Raw genomic sequence first — 22825 nt, 5'->3', positions numbered from 1 at the left:
TGTACCCTCAATCTGTTTTTACCTGTTATAATGTTTTAGTTTCTTCTGTCAGATTGGCAGGTGTATCAGAAGCTGTTATTGTAATTTTATCTCCGGCCAGATCAGGGTTGGAAGCTGTAGCGGTATAAATCCACTCTGCGCCATTATTTACCGCAGCTCCTTCTTCTACAAATGTTCCATCTTCATTCTCAATTTTCACATTTACAGATACAACTCCCAAATCATCTGTTGCCATAATTTTAATAATATCTCCAGGATTTCCTGTATATCCGGATAGGTTGATTTCTTCAATATCCGGAGCATTCAGAAGATCAGCTACAGCTACGTTATATGTACTCATGCCAATTGAATTGTCTGCCTTTGCATCATATAGCTCTTTCTTAGCAGGATCATTCAAAACTGCTTTCGCATATAGAACTGCTTTCTGAAATTTAAGTTTATGCGCTTTCTGCTTGTCCGACAATTCGCCCGTCCTTTCTTTAGGTGTTTTAGAAACTACAGTTTTTCCGTTTGTTTGGCTGAATACCAATAAGTCTCCTACTTTCCCACTCAAACCGTAGGTTACAATGTTGTTTTTACTTTCTGCCATCTCTTGTGTTTTTAAAGATTAATAATTAATCAAATATATTTTTTTTATATATATCCCGTAATTATTTGACTTATTTTATGTAGATTATCTAATTATGTTAAATCATTTATTCATTATATAATTATTGGGTGTATAAAATATTTAATATAAAACGTCACGTTTTGTCGTGATTGGTATTTATGTTTGCGAAATCAACATGAATCTTATCATATTAATTCTCATTAAAGAGAGGATTTATGAAGTTAAAAAAAGTTAAATTCGCAAAAAAATAATAATCAAAAACTCCAAATCATGAAAAAACTCTACATGAGTGCATTTCTGATATGCACAGCTGCTTTATTTTATGCTCAGGATGTGGTATGGCAAAAAGATATTAAATCCTCTACTCAGGATTTTCTTTCTCAGGTGACCACAACCATTGATCAGCAATATCTTATTACAGGTAGCTCGATTCAATCTAAAAAACTCACTTCCGACAACAAACAGAATAACGGTTACGACTTTCATTTAGTTAAATTAAATCAGCAGGGAGAAGAAGTTTGGGAAAAGTATTTCTCAGGGCAAAACCATGACTTTTTATCGGCAACGGTTGCTACACAGGAGGGAGGATTTCTTTTGGCAGGAACGTCGCATTCAGGAATGGGTCTAGACAAAAAAGAGGCTTCGAAAGGAGGATCCGACATCTGGCTCATCAGAATTAATGAATTCGGAGATGAACTGTGGCAAAAAACATTAGGAACGGCTCAGGATGAAGAAGCAAGATCTGTGATTCAGACCGCAGATTTTGGATTTATGGTCGCCGGAAATGTTCAGAATGCAGTCAACGGATTCGGCTCAAAAGATTTAACCGTAACAAGACTTGACAAAAATGGAAAAGTACTTTCAGAAATAATTTTAGGCGGAAGAGGTTTGGATGAAGTTGAAAAAATGATTCCAACTCCAGATGGAGGAGCGTTGTTGGGAGTTTACTCGAGAAGCAGTGCTTCTACTATTGGTAATAAGCAATCGGTAATGGGTAATACCAATTCGACTGCAAAAGGAGGCTCTTCAGATATTACTAATTACCCATTACCTATTACTCATCCAAAGTCTACAGAAAACTTCGGAGAGGGCGATTACTGGGTAATCAAACTCGACAAAGGCAACAAAGTAGAATGGGAAAAGAATTTCGGAGGTAAAGGAGATGACCATTTGAGAACCATGGCTTTTACGTCTTCAGGATATATTATGGGTGGAGAATCAAGGTCTGAAAAGTCAGGAAATAAAACAGTTGGAATTGAAGAAGGAACTGATATCTGGCTTATCTCTTTAAACACAAAAGGGGATGAACAATGGCAGAAATCGTACAACTTTAAGAATCGCGACATTTTAATGGGAATGAATGTGATCAGCACAAGAGACGGGAAGAATTCTAAAGGTGTTCTATTAGGCGGTTATACTCAGGCTGAAGGAAGAATTGAAGCAGATGATGAGACCTTCTGGATGCTGTATATCGATAATGACGGAAACGAACAATGGCGAAAACATGTAAAAGGAGAATCAAGAAAGAAAGAGGAAAGACTTTCTGATCTGAAAATGAATAAAGATGGTTCGATTGTTTTAGCAGGAACCAGTGCCGAAGAATTAGGAAAAGAAAACTGGAAGATTGTGAAACTTGGTGACAGCCAGATTGACCAATTGATAGAAAAACAGAATATTAAGATTTATCCTAATCCTGTATCAGATTATGCTTATGTGGAAATAGGATTTGATTTTAAAGACGCAGATATTACTCTGTATGATATGGGTGGAAGACAATTACAAAATTTAAAAACTATGAATAAAATTACAAAAATTAATACACAGAACCTTATACAGGGAGCTTATCTGATTGGGATTAAAACTGATACTGAGAAAACAGCGAATGCTAAAATCATTAAAAAATAAAAATTATGAGAAATATATTGTTTTTTTCATCAACTATATTTTTATTGAGTAGCAACCTTTTTTTTGCACAAAATGATATTAATTTTGGCCCGATGGACAAAGAACAAAGTAATATGAGTAGAGAAGAAATTGATGACTCTCAAGAATCTTTTTCTTTGCCAATCTTTACAATTAAAAGTGGAGGCATAACCTATCCTATTAAATTATATTACAATATGTCGGGAATAGGTGTGGATGATGTCGCTTCAGATGTAGGTTTAGGATGGATGTTATCAGAATCATTTGTTCAAAGGGAAACAAAAGATAAAATTGATGTTGATGAAACAGAAGGAGGAACTTTTCCCGCCTGGTCTGCATCTGGATACGAAGGTCAAAACTTTGCAACATATCCTCTTTATAACATAAATAGCTTTATAAAAAAAGGATATCAGCAAGTTAAAAATAATGCTATAATTGAACATTATGATACCAATATAGGGCAATTAGACCACGAACCTGATATTTTTAATATGTATTCTCCTAATTTCATGACAGCTTTTTATTACCCCAATTCATTAACTTCACCTAAAGAATTATACAATAATGATAGTGAAATTACCCAAGAGATTGGAGATGTTGTGTTGGATTTTACAAATAGGAAATTTATACAAAATAACATTGAAAAAGGAACAAACAGAATATTTAAGGATTATAAAAAATTTACATTAAAACAAAATAATGGAATTGTTTCGACCTTTGATCAAGCAAACTATATTTATACTGCAAATTTTGTAAGATATGATGGGGGAACCGTCTCTAGCATTGATTATCAGTATAGCCCTAATGCATTTGATGGATTTACTGTTCCTACTGCTGAAAAATGGCTTGTTTCTAGAATTAATGATCCGAGAACAAATAGGGAAATAAATTTTACATATGATACATATTCTACAGAAGACTCACGTCTTATTTATCATCCTGATTATGTAACTAGAAATAAACCCTATTTCAGAGATGGCTTACATTTTATGTATAACTATAATGCAGCTTCAAATTCATTTTTTACTGATGATTGTTACATTTTTCACGATTACGGGGAAGGTAATAAGATGATGTATGGTAAAGTATACAAAAATTACATTAAAAAGAAAAGAATTACCAAAATAGAGTTTGATTCTGGAAAAATTTTATTCAAGTATGATTTGAATAGAGAGGATTTTCATAATGGCAAAGCTCTTACTCGAATAGAAATTTGGAATATGGAAAATCAGCTGGTTAACAGCTATGATTTTGTATATGGATATTTTGAATCTGAACAATATAGAAATGAATATAGTAAAAGACTAAAACTACTATCAGTAACTCAAAAAGATGGTAGTAAACATTCTTTTGAATACTATGAAAATAACAAAATGCCTCAAATAGGAAGCTATAATAAAGATTTTTATGGTTATTGTAATACTTCAAATGACGATTATATTAACCCAAATGATACCAATACAATCAATTACCCTATTTATTATTATTATCCTGACAAGTATGAATTCTCATTAATGCCATACAATATTAATAATCAAAATAAATTTTTAATAGATGGAATTATTAATAAAGAGCCAAACGAAATGGCAAAAACATGGTCATTAAAGAAAATAAAATATCCAACAGGTGGTTATACAGAATATGATTTAGAAACAAATGTTTTTAACCTTTTGAATGAAAATTTAAAAGGCCCTGGTGTTAGAATAAAATCTAAAAAGATATCTGAATCATCTAATTCTACTCCGCGAATTATTAATTATAACTACAATATAGGAAATGGTAAAAGTTCTGGAAGCATCTATAACTTCCCCCTAGCTGGTTATCCTGTAAAAAAGCTATTCGCTTCTTATGAAGATGACTATGGAAATATAATTTCAGCTGCCTCGAGCTATACTGGTGAAACAAATCTTTATAAATCATTTTTATTATTTCAAGCATTAACAAAGGGAAAAGCAGAAGTGAAATATTCTTTTATACAAAAAGTAGAAGGAGATAAAAGAGTAGATTTTGAATATGAGATACAAAGTAATGCGTCAAAGAGGTATTTTAGGCATTTTTATCAAGGAAATGGTATAAATGACTTTTCTCCACATTGTATTTCTGAGTTTTTATATACAAATAGTGGTGTAGGTAAAGATAATAGTAATTTTATTCTTAGTTATTTAACTAAAAAAAGGCTGTATAATGTTGCTAATTTAGTACAAGAAAAAGAATATCAATATATGAATGTATTTAATAGTGCCGCTACCACTGCTTATAACTATTTTATTAATCATTATGTGAGGAATAGTAATACTTCTTTTGATATTTTTCCGGGTTGGAACTATGAAAATTTAATAATTTCTGATAAACAATATTTTACGCGAAGCAATTATTTAAATAAGGAAACAAAAAAAGATTATTTTAATTCTAACAATATAACAACTACAAAATCATATTTTTATAGAAATTCAGTGTCTGGAAAATCATTAATGTTAGAAAATATTGATATTAGCGATGGTACAGATAACTATTCTACAGAACTACTGCATCCTACAAACCAACATGTAAATTTAGTAAACGCAAATATATTAAATGTTGTATTAGAGCGTATAGAAACAAAAAATAATATTTTAATTTCTCATAATATCACAGACTACAACTCGAGCTTATTTCCAGTGTCTGATATTACTATATCCCCATTGCAAAATATAAAAGGAAAAATAAGCTATGATAATTATGATGATAAGGGAAATTTAGTAGGATTCAAAAAATCAAATGGAATTCCTGTTTCTATTATATATGGTTATAATCAAACATTACCAATTGCCATATTAGAGGGTATCAGTTACTCAGCATTATTGCAAGAAATATATTATACACAAACTGGGACCCCAGCGTCAGATATTAATGATTTAGATATTGTAAAACTTTCAAATTTAGACGTAGATAGTGCTTCAGAGCAAACTCTAATACAAGCATTAGATAATTTTAGAAGTAATGCTATGTTTGATGGTTATCAATGCAAAATTACAACTTATACATATAATACTTTAGTTGGAGTTACATCTGTAACTCCTCCATCTGGTATTCGTGAAATACGTGTATATGATAATTCTAATAAATTAGAAAAAGTAGTTGATGGTAATGGAAAATTATTAAATGAATATAAGTATAATTATAAGCAATAACTGTTATGAAAAAAATTATAAAAATAGTATGTTTGTTATTGACAACAGTTTTTTGTTTTGCTCAAAATCAATTGTCTTTAACAGAAAATTTTGTATATTCAAAAACCTGTCTAGATGCGGATTGTATAAAAAAAGCTGAAACAATTAAATATATGGATGGCTTGGGTAGGCCTAAGCAAATTATTAATGTGAAAGCCACACCGCAGGGAAATGATGTAGCAACATTCTTAGAATATGATCAGTTTGGTAGGCGTGTTAAAGATTATCTCCCTGTACCACAAGGGTTCACGGCCAATGGAAGCATCTTCACTGCGCCACTGGATAGTGCTATCAATCCTTATGCTTATGGTTCTGAGAAAATTTATGCTGAAAAAATTTTAGAAAGCTCTCCGTTGGACAGAATTCTGCAGCAGATACAGGTTGGAAATGATTGGAGCAGTAAACCTGTAAAATTTAATTATGAAGCCAATACCTCATATGACGTGAGAAAATATGTAACCACCACAACAACATGGGTTGGCGGCAGAACAGAATCATCCGTTAAATTGCTCCAAAATTTCCTACCTAATCAACTATATAAAAATACGGTAACCGATGAAGATGGAAATAAAACCATTGAATTTAAAAACGTACAGGGTCAGCTTATTTTGGTTAGAAAAATAATCAACGATGCTGAAGATGGAGCAGATACATATTACGTTTATAATGAATACAATCAATTGGCTTTTGTTATTTCACCTCAAGCTGATTTTAGTTTTATTAGTGAGTATGGAGGAGGTAATGGTGATGAAATACCAGATTCAATTTTAAACACGCTCTGTTATCAATACAGATATGATGAATGGGGTAGATTGGTTGAAAAAAAGCTCCCAGGGAAAGGTTGGGAATATATGGTGTATGACAAAGCAGATCAATTAATTTTCACTCAGGATGCAGTTATGCATCCTTCTGACAAATGGCTTTTTACTAAATATGACAAGTTTGGAAGAGTTATCTATACCGGTATTGTAAGAGGAGAAGGCAGCCGGGAAGCTTTGCAAAATATGATAAACAACTTGGTTATTACGGAAAAAAGGGAAGCCGGAGGTTTTACAAGAAATGGGATGCAAATTTATTATTCTAATATAATGTTTCCTTATCTTGAAACCGTGTTATCAGTAAATTATTACGATACCTATCCTCCATCTACTCCGTCATTTAATCCTACAGTTACTAATTTACCAGTATTGACAGATGACTTAAGTTTACATCTTAATACCAAAAGTTTACCAGTAGCTTCTTATATGAAAAATATTGAAGACGATAATTGGACAAAAAACTATAACTGGTATGACCAGAAAGGAAGAGTGATTGGAAGCCATTCCATCAACCATTTGGGAGGTTATACAAAAGAAGAGTCTGAGCTTGATTTTTCGGGAATCCCAAAGAGGGAAATTACTAGGCACAAAAGGTTGGATAGTGATACTGAAAGGATGATTACGGAAAACTTTACTTATGATCATCAAAACAGACTATTGACCCATACCCATCAGGTTGATAATAATCCGGTGGAATATCTTGCTCAGAATAAATATAACGAGCTTTCACAGCTGGAAAGTAAAAAAGTGGGTGGTGTAAATATAAATTCACCACTACAACAAGTAGATTACCAGTATAATATTCGAGGATGGATGACCCAAATTAATAATCCAAATGATTTAAATAATGGAGATCTTTTCGGATATGCAATAAAATATACGAATCCTGAAAATACTAATTTTTCAACAGGTAGGTTCAACGGTAATATCGCGGAGATTGACTGGAAAACATCAACAAATCCTAATGACAACAGACGCAGATATTCTTATACCTATGACCGACTGAGCAGATTACTGCAGGGAATCTATTCAGAACCCGGATCATCACTTATCAACAATGGTAATTATAATGAGCAACTTACCTATGATCTCAATGGAAATATTGCTACATTAAAAAGATTTTCAAAGCCTTCTTCAGGAACAACAGCCGAAAAAATTGATGATTTAATTTATGATTATACAGGAAACCGTTTGGATAAAATAAGACTTCCTGCAGGGGTTCTTAATAATTTTTCAGGGTACAATGCTTTGCAAAATACTTTTACCTATGATTTAAATGGAAATATGGATAAACATTTAGATAAAGGTATTAACTCTATTAATTATAATTTTCTTAATCTACCAAATGAAGTCGTGGCAAACAGCAGCAATTTTTTTGTAAATTCTTACAAACTGAAGTATAAATACAGAGCGGATGGACAGAAATTGCAAAAGAAGTATCTTACAACCGAAATGGATGTTGTCGGAAATTGGGAAACTGTAGAATTGGCTACCGACTATTTAGATGGTTTTCAGTATTCCCAACATATTTTTCTTTCATCACCTACTCCTCTACAGCTAAAATTTGTACCAACAGCTGAAGGATATTATGATTTTGAGAAAAATAAGTATATTTACAATTATTTAGACCATTTGGGAAATGTAAGATTAAGTTATTTATATAATGGTGGCAGTATACAAGTTCTTGAAGAAAACAACTATTATCCTTTTGGATTGAGACATGAAGGTTATAATGCTTTGATGAATAACCCGTACAAGTACAAGTACAATGGGAAAGAACTACAGGAATCTGGAATGTATGATTATGGTGCAAGATTTTATATGCCAGATATTGGAAGATGGGGAGTAGTAGACCCGCTTGCTGAAGCTGATAGACGTTGGTCGCCATACCGATATGCTTATGATAATCCAATTAGATTTATTGATCCTGATGGAAGACTAGAAGATTGGTATGAAAATAACGAGACAAATGTTATTGAATGGTTTGATGGTAATGGAGATAAAGATGGTTACAAATATTTAGGAGAAACTTATAGAGATGGTAACTTATTTTATGCTGCAGATGCATGGGTATATGATGATTCGCCAGAGGGAGGAGGAAGACGTTATGAAGGTGGACTGACAAGAGGCATTGAAGAAGTAATAATACAAAGAGATGATAGTTTTGATCTTATGAAAGCATTAAGTGGTTTAGGAGATAACAAAGAAACTTTTTATAGTCTTTCAGGAGGAATAAATGAACCTGACCCAGAAACAATGAAAAAAGTAAAACCAGGAGATAAAATAGAAAGCAATGATATGTTTGAGCGAATATTTATGTTCTATGGGAGAAATAGATGGCTTGAGCGTAAAAATATAGGAGATGCTGCAATCCAATTTGGTTTAGATGTAGAAGGAATTGGAAATCCATTTAGTGGTGATGATGATAGTATTTTTATTAGTGAAACTTTAAGATATCCTATACAACATGATACAGTGAAAAAAGTTTCAAGATCAAATGAATTGATTGATAGACAGGATTTTCGTAATAAAGTAGATTCAATAAATAGAGCTGAAGGTAATGAATGGCACAACAAAACATTTGGATGGTAAATCTTTTATTTTACTTTTATTTTTAGCATTTTTTTTAAAAAATTGTCAAAAAAATGAAGAAAGAAATTTTTCTAATTTATTAGAATTAAAGAATTATACTATCAAAAAAACTAAAATTAATGATTCAATAATAGGAATTGTTGGAGAAAATAAAAATTATAAAATAAAAGGACTTTTTAATACTCAATCTAATGAAAAAATAGGTTGGTGGAAAATAGTAGATACTGCTAATGATAATGATTTTGATATTGAATATGTTTCACCAAAATTTCCAAAGGAAAACCAAATGAAAATTTATAAAAAAGGGATTCTACAAAAGGATTTAAGTATGTATTATGATTATACTTTGACCAAGCATAAATTCCTTTTGAAAATTTACTATCCAAAGTCCTCAGAAATAATCGACAAGGTATCTTTCGATTATATAACTGGAGATACAATAAAGAAAATGAGAATTAATGATGGGAAAGTGGAATGTATATTTAAAAATGATTGTTATGAGTGCGAAATTCCAATAAGTGTTGATGAAAATGCAATTTCAGGAATAGCTGCTATTTTTACTTACAAAGAAAATAAAAAAGATGTTACTTTAGGCAATACAAATATGTATGTAAAAACTAAAAAGTAGTTCTCTTGTATATTTGAGCTTTTAGTTAGTGCTTGTAAACAAAGAAAAAACCACTGCAATTTTGCAGTGGTTTTTGTGTTAAATAATGTTCTATTTTTATTATGAAATAGAACTATAATGCAAAATTAATGACACGTTTCCACATTTTACTTATGGTTTGGGTCTGTGTTATGACAATTCACATCATGCACCAAGCTGCACAAAGCCTCTTGACTTTAAGCAAGTAAAATAAACATATCTCAATAGTGATAGTTTTGTGTTTAAAAGTGTTGTACTTTTGTACATCGCTCTCAATTTATATTACATCAAAAAATAAAACTAATCTCAAAAAATTGAAATTTAGTAGAGGAATTTTCAAGTAAAATCATTTGCTACTTCAACGTCCACTCCACAAAATCGTTCATCACTTCTTCCCAATGCGGTTTTTGATGATTGATTTTTCCATTTTCAACTTCAAAGAAATTGTGTTCGAGGTTTAAATATCTTTTCAGCGTGAGATTATTTTTATTTTCTCTGATAAAATATAGCGGAACTAGATCGTTCAGATCACTTGCAATATCATGAGTTCCATACGCTAAATAAATTGGTTTTTTAAATTGTAACCAATCATCCAATAAAGGTACTGAGAAAGATTTCCAAGCAAGGAGTTCTGGTCTTTCGGTTAACTTTTTCGGATTGTATGCATCTCTGAACATTTGGTATTCGTCTTCAATTCCTTTATTTGCAGCTTCCCAGGTAATTTTTCTTTGCTCTGCATCTTTTCGATAATTTCGGATATTCTGATCAATTCTGCCAAATGGATTTGCTGAAAATAATCCTAGTTTAGAAACATTTTTATTAGCAATGGCGATTTTAGTTGCCACTTTTGAACCTTGAGAAGAACCTGCGACAATCAATTTTGAACGGTCTACCCATTTTTGCTTATTTAAAAATTTCAGGACTTTCTGAGCACGATTTACATAATTTTCTAAATAGTCAGCTTTTTGAAATTCTAACGTTGGCTGATTTTCATTTTTAGAATTTCCGTAATACCAATAAGATTCGTTAATATCTTTCTCATCGGCTATTAAAGGTGTTTTGGGCATTGCAATGATTACTAAATGATAATTTTTCACAATATTTTCTACATCAAAATTGGTAATTCCACCTCCAATGATCCAAAGCCCTTCTTCTTTTGAATTGACATAGATCGGATAGGGTAGTGAACCTTGACACCAAAGAAATACCGGTTTTTTCTGCTCTAATTTAGTATCATAAACAATAAACTCTATAGAATCATTTTTATCTGAAATTTCGAAAGCCGTTGTTTGGTTATTAATTGTTTTTCCCTGTTGAGAGATAAAAAATTGAGATAGAATGATAAATAGAAAACTAATTTTAAGCTTCATAAATAGGATTAATTAATGACAGGTTGCCGGATTATGTTTATGATTCGGGTCTGTGTTGTGACAATTCACATCATGCTCCGGAGAAACCTTCATTGCTTCCGATGGCGGAGAAATGTAAGGGATCCCAAGTTCAAGACCTCTTAGAATAAACAATCCACCAAGGATAATCATTACAACTGGAACGAATTTTAACACTTTAATTCTAAATGCTTGGTTCATCAGATTTCCCACCAAAACAATGGTAAACATAAATGGAAGTGTACCCAATCCGAATAATGCCATAAAAGAAGCACCCTGCCAAATTCCACCACTTGCAAGACTTGCGGTAAGAGCCATATAAACCATTCCGCAAGGTAAAAACCCATTCAGAATTCCGGTGGTGAACCTTGAGCGATAATCTGCTTTCTGAAGCAGCTTTCCGAGGTTCGATTTAACTTTAAAAAGAAATTTAGAGATAAAAGGAGTTTTTGAAGCAAAATCTTTTCCGCCAAATGAAAATAAAGCCATAATAATCAGCAAAATTCCTACTCCAATCGTAAGATATTGCTGAAAACCCGCCATTTCAAATCCCTGACCTACAATTCCTAAAACTGCACCTAGAAAAGCGTAGGTTGCAATTCTTCCAAACTGATAGGTAAGATTTTGAAGATAATAATTGGTTGCCTGCTTTTTGGTCAAACCCATTGATAACGCAATGGGGCCGCACATTCCGATACAGTGAAAACCGGATGCGAAGCCTAGACCAATTGCAGATATGATCAATGCTATTTCCATATCACATCATAATCGAGTCTGTAATCGATTTTATCTTTGATCCAATGAAGTCTTAAGGTATAATTTCCATTTTTTAAAACTGCTGCAGGAATGATGAATGATCGATTTGCATCTAGCTTCACCGTTTTTTTAACATCTAAATTCTGATCATCGGATCTGTTCAATACAAAACTTACCACCGTATTATCATTATTAATGTCTTGTGGTAAAGTTAGTTTTATACCATCCGCTGCTTGTGAGTAAATGGGTTTATCTTTTAACTCGTCTGCACGTTTTTTGGCATCAATCACAGATTGATAAAGAAGTTCTTCTTCGTAATATTTGTCGGTCACCATTTCAGAGTTTTTCTGTCCGTTTGGGAAAAGAAAAATCATCGATAAAATAAATATAATGAATGAGGCTAAAGCTAAAAAAATGCCGTGTCCCCAAGTGAAATTTTTCATAATTTAAAAATTTAAAACTGTAATTTAAAAGGTCCTTCGAAATACGTTTGATAAGAATCAATCAATTTTCCTTTCATATCATAAACGCCGATGGTGATGTTTTGTTTCGACAAATTCATTTCCGATTCTGGGAAGCTGATGTTGATGGTTCCTTTAGAAATTTTGTCACGCTCTACCGTAATTTTGCTTGATGCGCTGTATCCAACTTCTGCATGGGCAGGCTTTATTACTTTGATGGTAACAATTTTTTTGTCGTTTGTTTTATTAAGGAAAGTATAATTGTAGGTATTGATAATCTTTCCTTCTTTTACAAAAAATGTACTTCCTGCCGGTTTGATGAATTTTGCTTCCATCTCGCCACGGCTTGAAAGTAAATATCCTAAAAAGCCTACCAACAAAACCAAAACGAGGGCAAAGCCTTTCATTCTACCGGTAAATTTGTATGGAGCTCCGGTTTCTATTTCTTTTTCTGATGCATAACGTACTAAACCTTTTGGTAAGCCTACTTTTTCCATTACTTCGTCACAAGCATCGATACAGGCTGTACAATTTACGCATTCCAGCTGTTGGCCGTCTCTGATGTCAATTCCGGTAGGGCAAACTACAACACATTGGTGACAATCTATACAATCTCCTTTTCCTTCCGCTTTTCTGTCTTCACCTTTTCTCCATTTAGAACGGTTTTCACCTCTTTTAAAATCGTAAAATACGTTGATGGTTTCTTTATCGATTAAAACACCCTGCAATCTTCCGTATGGGCAAACCAATGTACAAACCTGCTCTCTGAACCATGCAAATACAAAGTAAAAAGCAGCGGTAAAAAGAATCATCACCATAAAATTGGTAGGATGAGTAAATGGGCCTTCAGAAATAATGTTTAATACTTTCTCATAGCCCACAATATACATAAACATAAAATGGGTAATGATAAGAGAAATAATAACATAAATCGACCATTTCAAACTTCTTTTCCAGATTTTCTCTGTATTCCATTCTTGCCTAGCAAGCTTCATTTGCTTATTTCGGTCTCCTTCAATCAGATATTCTATTTTACGAAAGACAGATTCCATAAAAATTGTCTGAGGGCAAATCCACCCGCAGAAAATTCTTCCGAATGCAATCGTAAAAATAATAATGAAAATAAGAGATGCAATAGCACCTAAGGTAAGGATGAAAAAATCTTGCGGATAAAAAGGCTGTCCTGCAATAAAGAATTCTCTATCGATAACGTTAAACAAAAAGAAAGGGTTGCCATTAATTTTAATAAACGGAACGGCAAAATAGACCACGAGCAGAATATAACTTACGAGATTTCTGTAATTGGTGTATTTACCTTTTGGTTTCTTTGGAAAAACCCATTTTCTTTTACCAGATTGTTCCATTGTGCCTATAGAATCTCTATAGGTTTCAGGGTCTAATACCTGTCCCTGTCCACCACGAGCGATGTCTTCATCTATTTTTGACATGTTGATAAGGTTTTAAAAAACGAAAAAACATAATTCGTTACTATTTTTATCTAATAACAAATTATGTTTTTCATATGTTTTATATTTTTTTTAATTACTGTTTTTCCCAATGAGCTTCATCACCATATGGTGGTGCACCGCCTTCTGCAGGAGTAATTGGTTTTTTAAGCTGGTTGATAGAGTAAACGTAAGCTGCAACATTTTGTATGTCTGTACCTGTTAAAACTCCATTTTTACCCCAAGCCTGCATTGCTGTTCCTGTAACCCCATTATCTACAACGTGGAATACGTTTTTGAATAATGTTTTCTCAGGTTGGTTGTGCCAGAAATTATCAGTCAAGTTAGGTCCGATACCTCCTTTACCTCCGTCTGAGTGACAAGATACACAGTTGGTTTTGAAAACTTCTTCACCTGCTGCAATATTATCTTCAGAGAAAACTGCTGATTCTATTGTTACTGGTGGTTGATCTTCAAGATATTTTGCAATACTTGCCTGCTGTTCTTTATATTCTTGATCATATTCGCTTAATGGGTGAGCAAAATCTGTAAAAGCATATGCACAAATATAAACGATACAGAATACAGTTCCGAAATAGAATAAACCTAACCACCATTTTGGTAACTGATTATCTAATTCCATAATCCCATCGAAACCGTGGTCAATAAGAATATCTTTCTCGTGAGAGTCTGACTGTTTCTTGAAAGCTGCATCATACTGTCTTCTAAGAAAAGGAATTTTCTTTTCAGCTAAGTAAGCCGCTTTTTCTTCAGCAGTTAATTTTTTAAATTTATTGTTCTCAATCAAATCTCCGATGGCACCGTGAATATATGCTAAAATAGCACTGATTACAACAGTTCCCCAGAAATATGGTGAAGCTAAAAACGAGTAGCTCTGAACAAATAAATAATAAAATATTACTAATAATACTGTTATTATTAAAATGTTTACAACAACCGGTGTTCTTTGTCTCATAATAAATAGTTTAATTTTTTAAATTAAAATCATCTTCGTCATCCCCAAGTGGAGCGTGCTCTTCTTCTTTGTAATATTTTTTAGGCCTGCTAAAAACATAGATTATCAAAGCTACGAAAAACAACATAAAGAAAATCAGAGCCAATGTTTGATACAAACCTGCATTTTCAGTATTGGATAATATATCTTTAAAGTTTTGAGGAATCATAGTAAGCTTTTAATTTTATTAGTTACTAGCTGTTTTTATTTCTGTCGTTTTAATATCAGTACCCAATCTCTGAAGGTAAGCGATAAGAGCGATAATCTCTTTTTTCTCTAATTCTCCTTTAGGTTTGTTTTCGTACACTTTTTTCACGTCAGCCGCTTCTACGAAGATATCTTTTACAATTTTCGCTGCCTGATTGTCTGCCCATTTATCTGCAGTATCGATCTGAGCTTTTGTATAAGGTACATCGTAGGTGTTTTTCATAAACTTGATTTTGTCTACCATTTGAGAACGATCAAGATTATTTGAAATCAACCAAGGGTAACGTGGCATAATAGAACCTGCAGACGTTTGTCTTGGGTTATACATATGCTTGTAGTGCCAAGAACTTGGGTTTTTACCACCTTCTCTATGTAAATCTGGTCCTGTTCTCTTAGATCCCCAAAGGAATGGTCTGTCGTAAACAAATTCTCCAGCTTTAGAGTACTGTCCGTTTTTACCGTTAAATCTTACAATCTCGTCTCTGAATGGTCTTACCATTTGTGAGTGACAAGCGTTACAACCTTCACGGATATATAAATCTCTACCTTCTAATTCTAATGGTGAATAAGGTTTCACCGCAGAAATTGTAGGTACACTTTTCTTTAATGATAAAGTAGGAATAATTTCTACCATACTACCTACAGAAATTGTAAGCAATGATAAAACAGTCATCAAGATTGGCGTTCTTTCTAACCAAAGGTGAAGACCTTCTCCTTCTTTACGTCTGTTGCTGATATTAGCTAAAGCAGGTGCTTCTGCTGGAACTTCTTTTTGGAATGATCCTTTTTTGATTGTCATGTAAACATTCACCACCATCAAAAGACCTCCTGAAAGGTAGAATAATCCACCTACGAATCTCATTTTAAAGTAAGGAATAATTGCAGTAACGGTATCTAACCAGTTTTTCCACAATAATGTTCCGTCCGGGTTAAATTGTTTCCACATCAAACCTTGAGTAAATCCAGCGATATACATTGGTACTGCGTAGAAAATAATCCCTAAAGTACCTAACCAGAAATGCCAGTTTGCTAATTTCACAGACCACATTTTGGTTCTCCACATGATTGGTACCAAATAATAGATTACACCGAATGCCATGAAACCATTCCATCCTAATGCTCCTAAATGTACGTGACCGATAACCCAGTCTGTAAAGTGACCAATTTTATTGATGTTTTTTGTAGCCAAAAGAGGTCCTTCAAATGTTGCCATACCATAACAAGTAACTGCAACTACGAAGAATTTCAAAATAGGATTTTCTCTTACTTTATCCCAAGCTCCTCTTAAGGTAAGTAGACCATTCAGCATACCTCCCCAAGATGGTGCGATAAGCATAATTGAGAAACCTGTTCCCACTGCTTGTGCCCATGCCGGTAATGCTGTATACTGAAGGTGGTGAGGACCAGCCCAGATATATACGAAAATCAATGACCAAAAGTGAATGATTGATAGTTTGTATGAGAATACAGGTCTGTCAGCCGCTTTAGGTAAGAAATAATACATTAAACCTAAAACAGGTGTTGTCAATACGAATGCTACCGCATTGTGACCATACCACCATTGTACGATGGCATCTTTTGCTCCTGCATAAGCAGAATAAGATTTCCAACCAGAGAACGTTAAAGGTACCTCTAAGTTGTTGAATATGTGAAGCATCGCTACAGCAACCCAAGTTCCAAGATAGAACCAAATGGCTACGTAAAGATGTCTTACTCTTCTTTTTGCAATCGTTAAAATCATGTTCGCTCCGAAAATGATCCACGAAACTGCGATTAATATATCGATTGGCCACTCATGCTCAGCATATTCTTTTGAGGTGTTGATCCCCATAAAGAATGTGATAAACGTAGCAACAATCATAAATTGCCATGTCCAGAAATGAATCCACGATAAAGTATCGCTGTACATTCTTGTTTTTAATAATCTTTGAGTAGAGTAATAAACCCCTACATAAACGATATTACATACGAATGCAAAGATTACCGTGTTGGTGTGTAGCATTCTTATTCTACCAAACCCTAACGCACCGTTGGTATTAATTAACCCTTGTATGTTTCCTGATGCAAGACTGTTGATTGTTGTATCGTCAGTTCCAAACAAAAACTCAGGAAGCTCAGGATAGAAAAGCATCAATGCTGCCGTAAGTCCAAACACGAAACCTATAATTCCAAAAACTATGGTCGCGTATAGGAATGCACGAACAATACTGTTGTCATAACTAAACTTTTGTGTCTCCATATTAACTATTCACTTTTTTCTTCAAATTTATTATTATCTCCTTTTTTCTTATCGTTGTTGTTGCCAGTGCCTTCTTTTTCCTTTATTTCACCGGAATCAAAAAGTATTCTTACAGCTGGAGACTCGTCGTCCTCAAACTGCCCTTTTCTGGCGAAAACTATAAATACGACCAGAAAAACTACAGCCAAAGAAACGCTGCATAAGATCATTAAATATAGAATATCCATTTGACAACAAAATTAACCTATTTTCGGGGTTCAAAATTAGTGAAAAATAATGACAATTATCACGAAATACTAGGTTTGGCTAATTTAAAATCAGTCTAAATAAGAGCTTTTAAAGCTGTTTTTTGAAATATTTCCTCCCAAGAATCCAGGTGGAAATCGTTGTGAATGAAATAACGGTAATCGAACTTGCAGGCATAATTAAAGCTGCAAATAAGGGACTCATATTTCCGGTGACAGCAAACGTTAAACCAACAACATTGTACAGAAAGCTAATCAGGAAGGTGAGTTTTACGATTGTAATCGAGCCTTTGCAAACGTTCAGATAGTTGTCTAGTTGCGATACTTTTTCTCCATTCATAATGACATCCGAAGATGGTGTAAAGCTGTTACTGTCGTCAGAAATTGCGATTCCTACGTTACTTTGTTTTAAAGCTCCAGCATCATTTAAACCGTCACCAAGCATGATTACTTTTAAACCTTTATCCTGAAGCTCTTTGATGTAATTCAGTTTGTCTTCAGGGTTTTGGTTAAATGCCATCGCGCTGTAGTTTGGGATAATCTCCTTAAGTTGGTTTTCTTCAGAGGCATTGTCGCCGCTCAAAATGAAAATTTTATAATGGGTCAGTTTTGCAAAAAGGTTTTTAAGATTTTCTCGGTACTCATTTTTAAATATGAATTTTCCGATAAACTCATTGTTTTTACTGATGTAAACTGCGGTTTCAAGATTTTTAGATTCTTGATTGTTGTATTTTGCAGAACCAATTTTATAGATATTCCCTCGTACACTTGCTTCGTAACCCTTTCCTGAGATTTCTTCAAAGTTGTCAACAGGGAAATAGTCGTCTTGTACTTCCAAAAATTCATAAAGTGATTTTGAAAGCGGGTGATTGGAGTTTTTAACTAAACTTTTAATGTTTAATAAATCAAATTCTGAAATCTCAGAACCTTCATATCTGATGTTTGATTTTTTTCTGTGGGTAATTGTTCCGGTTTTATCGAAAACTAAAGCGTCAACTTTTGCAATTTTCTCAATCGTTATAGTATCTTTTACGTAAAATTTATTTCGGCCTAAAATTCTCATAATGTGACCGAAAGTAAATGGAGAAGACAATGCCAAAGCGCATGGGCAGGCAATGATTAAAACGGCAGAAATAACCTGGAACATGGTTTCAAGATCAATAAAATACCAGTAAATTCCTGCTACAAGCGCAATTCCCAAAATAATAAAGGTGAAATATTTACTGATGTCGTTGATTAAAGTGTCAAGTCCAGTCTCGTGTTTTTTGAAAGCTTCTTTGTTCCAAAGTTGGGTAAGGTAACTTTGGTCGACGTTTTTAATAACTTCAAGCTCCAAAGATGAACCAATCTGTTTTCCTCCTGCAAAGATTTTATCCCCCGGATTTTTAGAAATACTTTCACTTTCGCCTGTGATGAAGCTATTGTCAATATTTCCGTTTCCGCTAATCAAAATAGCATCGACGGGAATGATCTCGTGATTTCTTACTAAAATTCTATCGCCGATTTTAATCTCTGAAAGTAGAATGTTTTCCTGCTTTCCGTTAAAATCAACTTTGGTTACTGCAATCGGATAGAATGATTTGTAATCTCGGTCATAAGAAAGCGAGCTGTACGTTCTTTTCTGGAAAATTTTCCCTAAAAGCATGAAAAACAGAAGTCCGCACAAAGTATCAAAATATCCGGGACCGTAATCAGTAGCGATTTCATAAATACTTCTTCCGAACAAAACAAAAATTCCTAAAACAATAGGAACGTCAATGTTGACGATTTTGTTTTTTAAACCATACCAAGCTGATTTATAATAGTCTGATGCAGAATAAAAAACAACAGGAACTGAAAGTAAGAACATTAAAACTCTGAAAAGTCCTTTATAATGTTCCATCCAATAATCTTCACCGCCGATATATTCTGGGAAGGCTAAAAACATTCCGTTTCCAAAAGCGAATCCTGCAATCGCAAGCTTTATCAATAAAGATTTGTCTAGATTGTCTTCGTTCTTATCAACCGTCTCAAGGCTAATCGCGGGTTTGTATCCAAGATTGGTTAAGAATTTAGCTAATTCGCTTAATTTTAATTCGTTATGATTGAAAGAAACCTGTAAGGTCTTCCTTGTAAAGTTTACCTGAGAATAATGAATATCTTTATGTAAAGTATGAAGGCTTTCTAATAACCAAATACAAGAAGAGCAGTGGATTACCGGAATCCTGAACGTTACAAGACTTGTATTGCCTTCAGAAAAATCTGTAACTCTGTCAAAAATTTCTTTGGTGTCGAGATAGTCAAATTGTGAAGAGTTTTCTTCAGGTCTTATGCCCGCTTTTTTATTTAATTCGTAAAAATTACTAAGATTATTAGTATTCAGAATTTCATAAACAGATTTGCAGCCCGTACAGCAGAAAATTTTTTCGTCAAAAGAAATTCTTTCCTTTTCTATCCCTTGTCCGCAATGAAAACAGTTCTCGCTCACCTTCATAAATTATTGACTTACAAAATTATAACATTTTTTTTTTGTTTATCGATTTAAAATGTTCTATTTTTGTGACAAATGTCATAAAAATGTCGCAGGAACAACAAATTGCTATTGAGGATAGATTTGCAAGAGTTTTTAATGATAAATCGTTTAAAGAAAGGCTGAATAGCGCAGATTTTGAAAAGTATTTTAAAGCTCAAAAAAGCTTGAAATTTCAGAAGAACGATATTATTTTTGAGGATGGAGAAACGCCAAGAGGAGTTTATTTTTTAGAAAAAGGTGCTGCAAAGCTATCAAAATCAGGAGCTTTTGGTAAAGATCAGATCTTGAGATTTATTAAAGAAGGAGATATCATTGGATACAGATCTTTGCTGTGTGGGGAAAATTTTCAGGCTAAAGCTGAAGCGATGACTGATATTGAAGCTACTTTTTTACCTGCAGAAGTTTTTATGTATTTGCTTGAAGTAGATTCACAATTATCTTTTGTAATGCTTCAAAAAATAGCATACGAATTGGGAGAATCTTCCAATACGATTACTTTCTTGGCTCAAAAAACAGTAAGAGAAAGACTGGCGGAAATTCTAATTCTTTTAGAACAAAAATTAGGAACAGATCCTGAAGGTTTTATTAAAATTTCTTTAACGAGAGAAGAAATTGCAAACATTATCGGAACGGCTACTGAAAGTGCCATCCGATTGATTTCAGAATTCAAAGGTGATAGTCTCATCGAAGTAGACGGCAGAAATATCAAAATTCTCAACCACGATAAATTAATGAAACTAGGACACGTAGTTTTGTAAAATCAAAATATCTAAGTCGGCGAAAGCCGACTTTTTAACTTAAAACAATCATATACATTATGTCTGTTCATTCCGAAATTAAAAGAGTTACTACAGAAACCTTGCGAAAAATGAAATTCGATAAGGAGAAAATAACAATGCTTACCGCTTACGATTTTACGACGGCAAAGATGGTTGACGCCGGAGGTGTCGATACCATTCTTATTGGCGATTCTGCGGCGAATGTAATGGCGGGTTTTGAAACAACACTTCCTATTACTTTAGATCAGATGATTTATCATACTCAAAGTGTGGTGAGAGGGGTAGAAAGAGCATTGGTAATTGCAGATCTTCCTTTCGGAACCTACCAAAGTAATCCTGATATTGCATTAGAATCTGCGGTAAGAATGATGAAAGAAGGTGGCGCTCATGCGATTAAAATTGAAGGTGGAAAAGAAATTTCGAAATCAATTAAAAAGATCATCAATGCCGGAATTCCTATTATGGGACATTTGGGATTAACGCCGCAGTCTATTTATCAATTTGGAACCTATAAAGTAAGAGCTAAAGAAGAAGCTGAAGCTGAAAAACTAATCAATGATGCAAAATTGCTTGAAGAATTAGGTTGTTTTGGAGTTGTTCTTGAAAAAATTCCTGCAGATCTGGCGAAAAGAGTAACGGAAAGTATCTCAATTCCAACAATCGGAATTGGAGCCGGACCTCATTGTGACGGACAGGTTTTGGTATATCATGATATGGTGGGAATGAACAAAGGTTTCTCTCCAAAATTCTTAAGAAGATACCTAGATTTATATACAGAAATTACGGGAGCAGTTTCTCAATACGTGAAAGACGTGAAAAATGCTGATTTCCCTAACCAAAATGAAAGCTATTAATGAAAAGTAATTTACAGGCAACACAAGGAATTTTATCAATTTTAGCAATCGTTTGTTTAGCAGCGGGTTGGTTTAAAATTTTCCCGGATAATATTAACTATCTTCTTTCGGCAAGATTATTTTATATTTTAATTGGAATCAGCTTTATCGTTCAGGGAAGAATGTTGATGCATACTAAATTTATGTATCCTATGTATGCAGCTGCAGGTTTGTGTATCATCGGAGCATTTTTACCGATGGATTCAAGTCTTAACATCATAAAAACGATTGGTCTTTTAGGTGGAGTAGTTATTTCTTTTGTGAGCAGATCGCAGAATCGTTAAGGTAGTATGGAAGAGCAGATTGTTTTTGAGGATAATCACCTTTTAGTTATCAATAAAAAAGTAGGGCAGCTCGTTCAGGGCGATAAAACCGGTGACGAACCTTTACTCGATTCCATTAAAGATTTCATCAAAAAAAGAGATAATAAACCCGGAAATGTTTTTCTGGGTTTGGTACATCGTATCGATCGCCCAACTTCTGGTTTGGTGATTTATGCTAAAACTTCAAAAGCGCTTTCAAGATTAACTCAAATGGTGAAAAACCGTGAAATCAAGAAAACGTATTGGGCGGTTGTTGCTAAAGAAATGATTCCACAGAGCCAAAGATTGGTTCATTATTTACAGAAGAACGAAAAAAATAATAAAGCAATTGTTTTTCCTAAGGTTACCGAAGGGGCAAAAGAAGCAATTCTTACTTATAATATCATTAAAGCGTTAGATAATTATCTGCTTTTGGAAATTGATTTGGAAACCGGTAGGCATCATCAAATCAGGGCACAGTTATCAAAAACCGGAGTTCCTATTAAAGGTGATTTAAAATACGGTGCGCCTCGTTCAAATCCCGATGGCGGAATAAATCTTCACGCCAGAAAACTTCAGTTTATACATCCTGTTACAAAAGAGGAGGTGACAATTGTTGCTCCCGTTCCACAGAATGACGCAATTTGGAGAGCATGTGAAGAATAAATATTAAATATAGAAATAAGTAAAAAAATGGAAACTGGAGATCATCTTGTTTCCATTTTTATTTTCTTATGAATGCAAATTTTCTCTTTTTTAGGAGCTTTTTCCCGCTTTCCACTATA

Annotated in this window: 18 protein-coding genes; 8 read left to right on the top strand and 10 right to left on the bottom strand. The window is 33.5% G+C overall.

The genetic code is table 11. The features are described from left to right. Window positions 1-25 precede the first annotated feature (25 nt). Complete coding sequence (locus tag AB671_RS07960; protein WP_066675145.1) at window positions 26-589, bottom strand: hypothetical protein; 564 nt, start codon at window positions 587-589, stop codon at window positions 26-28. Window positions 590-880: 291 nt separating this feature from the next. Here AB671_RS07960 and AB671_RS07955 point away from each other — a divergent pair, with 291 nt between their 5' ends. The 4 genes from AB671_RS07955 to AB671_RS07940 are packed head-to-tail and all read left to right on the top strand — an operon-like array spanning window position 881 to window position 9780. Continuing rightward, window positions 881-2515 carry a T9SS type A sorting domain-containing protein gene (locus AB671_RS07955; RefSeq protein WP_066675143.1) on the top strand — a complete coding sequence of 545 codons (1635 nt, stop codon included), beginning with the start codon at window positions 881-883 and terminating at the stop codon, window positions 2513-2515. Window positions 2516-2520: 5 nt separating this feature from the next. Continuing rightward, entirely contained in the window at window positions 2521-5703 is a 3183-nt protein-coding gene (locus AB671_RS07950) for a hypothetical protein (protein WP_157444165.1), read from the top strand. 5 nt (window positions 5704-5708) lie between these two features. Next, window positions 5709-9152, top strand: a complete 3444-nt coding sequence (locus tag AB671_RS07945) for a DUF6443 domain-containing protein (RefSeq protein WP_082987261.1) — start codon at window positions 5709-5711, stop codon at window positions 9150-9152. Continuing rightward, a complete protein-coding gene (locus tag AB671_RS07940) occupies window positions 9121-9780 on the top strand; it encodes a hypothetical protein (RefSeq protein ID WP_066675129.1) in 660 nt (219 codons plus the stop codon). The genes AB671_RS07945 and AB671_RS07940 overlap by 32 nt, the downstream gene beginning before the upstream one ends. A gap of 371 nt (window positions 9781-10151) precedes the next feature. Here AB671_RS07940 and AB671_RS07935 read toward each other — a convergent pair whose 3' ends face one another. The 9 genes from AB671_RS07935 to AB671_RS07895 all read right to left on the bottom strand — a co-directional run bounded on the left by AB671_RS07935 (window position 10152) and on the right by AB671_RS07895 (window position 20021). Then, a complete protein-coding gene (locus tag AB671_RS07935; RefSeq protein WP_066675127.1) occupies window positions 10152-11168 on the bottom strand; it encodes an alpha/beta hydrolase fold domain-containing protein in 1017 nt (338 codons plus the stop codon). Window positions 11169-11180: 12 nt separating this feature from the next. After that, window positions 11181-11942, bottom strand: a complete 762-nt coding sequence (locus AB671_RS07930) for a sulfite exporter TauE/SafE family protein (RefSeq protein ID WP_066675124.1) — start codon at window positions 11940-11942, stop codon at window positions 11181-11183. Beyond that, complete coding sequence (locus AB671_RS07925; protein ID WP_066675123.1) at window positions 11933-12385, bottom strand: FixH family protein; 453 nt, start codon at window positions 12383-12385, stop codon at window positions 11933-11935. Before AB671_RS07925 ends, AB671_RS07930 begins: the two co-directional genes overlap by 10 nt. Window positions 12386-12396: 11 nt before the next feature. Continuing rightward, window positions 12397-13851, bottom strand: coding sequence for a cytochrome c oxidase accessory protein CcoG (gene ccoG, locus AB671_RS07920; RefSeq protein ID WP_066675121.1), 1455 nt, complete (start codon window positions 13849-13851; stop codon window positions 12397-12399). Window positions 13852-13945: 94 nt separating this feature from the next. After that, window positions 13946-14824, bottom strand: coding sequence for a cbb3-type cytochrome c oxidase N-terminal domain-containing protein (locus AB671_RS07915; protein ID WP_066675112.1), 879 nt, complete (start codon window positions 14822-14824; stop codon window positions 13946-13948). 10 nt (window positions 14825-14834) lie between these two features. Beyond that, window positions 14835-15032 carry a cbb3-type cytochrome oxidase subunit 3 gene (locus tag AB671_RS07910; RefSeq protein WP_066675109.1) on the bottom strand — a complete coding sequence of 66 codons (198 nt, stop codon included), beginning with the start codon at window positions 15030-15032 and terminating at the stop codon, window positions 14835-14837. A gap of 18 nt (window positions 15033-15050) precedes the next feature. Further along, on the bottom strand, window positions 15051-17309 hold the full coding sequence (gene ccoN, locus AB671_RS07905) for a cytochrome-c oxidase, cbb3-type subunit I (protein WP_066675106.1): 2259 nt from the start codon (window positions 17307-17309) through the stop codon (window positions 15051-15053). Window positions 17310-17314: 5 nt separating this feature from the next. Next, the gene (gene ccoS / locus AB671_RS07900) at window positions 17315-17536 is read right to left on the bottom strand and encodes a cbb3-type cytochrome oxidase assembly protein CcoS (RefSeq protein WP_066675103.1); all 222 of its coding nucleotides are present in this window, start codon (window positions 17534-17536) and stop codon (window positions 17315-17317) included. A gap of 109 nt (window positions 17537-17645) precedes the next feature. After that, window positions 17646-20021, bottom strand: a complete 2376-nt coding sequence (locus AB671_RS07895; RefSeq protein WP_185114059.1) for a heavy metal translocating P-type ATPase — start codon at window positions 20019-20021, stop codon at window positions 17646-17648. 89 nt (window positions 20022-20110) lie between these two features. On the opposite strand from AB671_RS07895, the gene AB671_RS07890 reads away from it, so the two are divergent. Genes AB671_RS07890 through AB671_RS07875 form a run of 4 tightly spaced genes read left to right on the top strand, consistent with a single transcriptional unit; the run spans window position 20111 to window position 22706 of the window. Then, entirely contained in the window at window positions 20111-20824 is a 714-nt protein-coding gene (locus tag AB671_RS07890; protein ID WP_066675097.1) for a Crp/Fnr family transcriptional regulator, read from the top strand. A gap of 59 nt (window positions 20825-20883) precedes the next feature. Beyond that, on the top strand, window positions 20884-21699 hold the full coding sequence (gene panB, locus AB671_RS07885) for a 3-methyl-2-oxobutanoate hydroxymethyltransferase (protein ID WP_066675094.1): 816 nt from the start codon (window positions 20884-20886) through the stop codon (window positions 21697-21699). Next, window positions 21699-22022, top strand: a complete 324-nt coding sequence (locus tag AB671_RS07880; protein WP_066675092.1) for a hypothetical protein — start codon at window positions 21699-21701, stop codon at window positions 22020-22022. Before panB ends, AB671_RS07880 begins: the two co-directional genes overlap by 1 nt. A 6-nt stretch (window positions 22023-22028) precedes the next feature. Beyond that, window positions 22029-22706 carry an RluA family pseudouridine synthase gene (locus AB671_RS07875; protein WP_066675089.1) on the top strand — a complete coding sequence of 226 codons (678 nt, stop codon included), beginning with the start codon at window positions 22029-22031 and terminating at the stop codon, window positions 22704-22706. Window positions 22707-22825: the final 119 nt, after the last annotated feature.

Origin of the sequence: Chryseobacterium sp. BGARF1 (assembly GCF_001677955.1) — a bacterium.
In the GTDB taxonomy this organism is placed as follows: domain Bacteria; phylum Bacteroidota; class Bacteroidia; order Flavobacteriales; family Weeksellaceae; genus Chryseobacterium.
The sequence above is the reverse complement of the archived record's forward strand: the minus strand, read 5'-3'. Positions and strand labels throughout refer to the sequence as shown.

Coding starts and splice junctions, on each gene's coding strand:
- ccoN (WP_066675106.1), bottom strand. CDS start 17,309: ATGGAGACACAAAAGTTTAGTTATGACAACAGTATTGTTCGTGCATTC.
- AB671_RS07875 (WP_066675089.1), top strand. CDS start 22,029: ATGGAAGAGCAGATTGTTTTTGAGGATAATCACCTTTTAGTTATCAAT.
- AB671_RS07945 (WP_082987261.1), top strand. CDS start 5,709: ATGAAAAAAATTATAAAAATAGTATGTTTGTTATTGACAACAGTTTTT.
- AB671_RS07890 (WP_066675097.1), top strand. CDS start 20,111: ATGTCGCAGGAACAACAAATTGCTATTGAGGATAGATTTGCAAGAGTT.
- panB (WP_066675094.1), top strand. CDS start 20,884: ATGTCTGTTCATTCCGAAATTAAAAGAGTTACTACAGAAACCTTGCGA.
- AB671_RS07915 (WP_066675112.1), bottom strand. CDS start 14,824: ATGAGACAAAGAACACCGGTTGTTGTAAACATTTTAATAATAACAGTA.
- ccoS (WP_066675103.1), bottom strand. CDS start 17,536: ATGGATATTCTATATTTAATGATCTTATGCAGCGTTTCTTTGGCTGTA.
- AB671_RS07940 (WP_066675129.1), top strand. CDS start 9,121: ATGAATGGCACAACAAAACATTTGGATGGTAAATCTTTTATTTTACTT.
- AB671_RS07955 (WP_066675143.1), top strand. CDS start 881: ATGAAAAAACTCTACATGAGTGCATTTCTGATATGCACAGCTGCTTTA.
- AB671_RS07910 (WP_066675109.1), bottom strand. CDS start 15,032: ATGATTCCTCAAAACTTTAAAGATATATTATCCAATACTGAAAATGCA.
- AB671_RS07930 (WP_066675124.1), bottom strand. CDS start 11,942: ATGGAAATAGCATTGATCATATCTGCAATTGGTCTAGGCTTCGCATCC.
- AB671_RS07925 (WP_066675123.1), bottom strand. CDS start 12,385: ATGAAAAATTTCACTTGGGGACACGGCATTTTTTTAGCTTTAGCCTCA.
- AB671_RS07935 (WP_066675127.1), bottom strand. CDS start 11,168: ATGAAGCTTAAAATTAGTTTTCTATTTATCATTCTATCTCAATTTTTT.
- AB671_RS07880 (WP_066675092.1), top strand. CDS start 21,699: ATGAAAAGTAATTTACAGGCAACACAAGGAATTTTATCAATTTTAGCA.
- AB671_RS07950 (WP_157444165.1), top strand. CDS start 2,521: ATGAGAAATATATTGTTTTTTTCATCAACTATATTTTTATTGAGTAGC.
- AB671_RS07960 (WP_066675145.1), bottom strand. CDS start 589: ATGGCAGAAAGTAAAAACAACATTGTAACCTACGGTTTGAGTGGGAAA.
- ccoG (WP_066675121.1), bottom strand. CDS start 13,851: ATGTCAAAAATAGATGAAGACATCGCTCGTGGTGGACAGGGACAGGTA.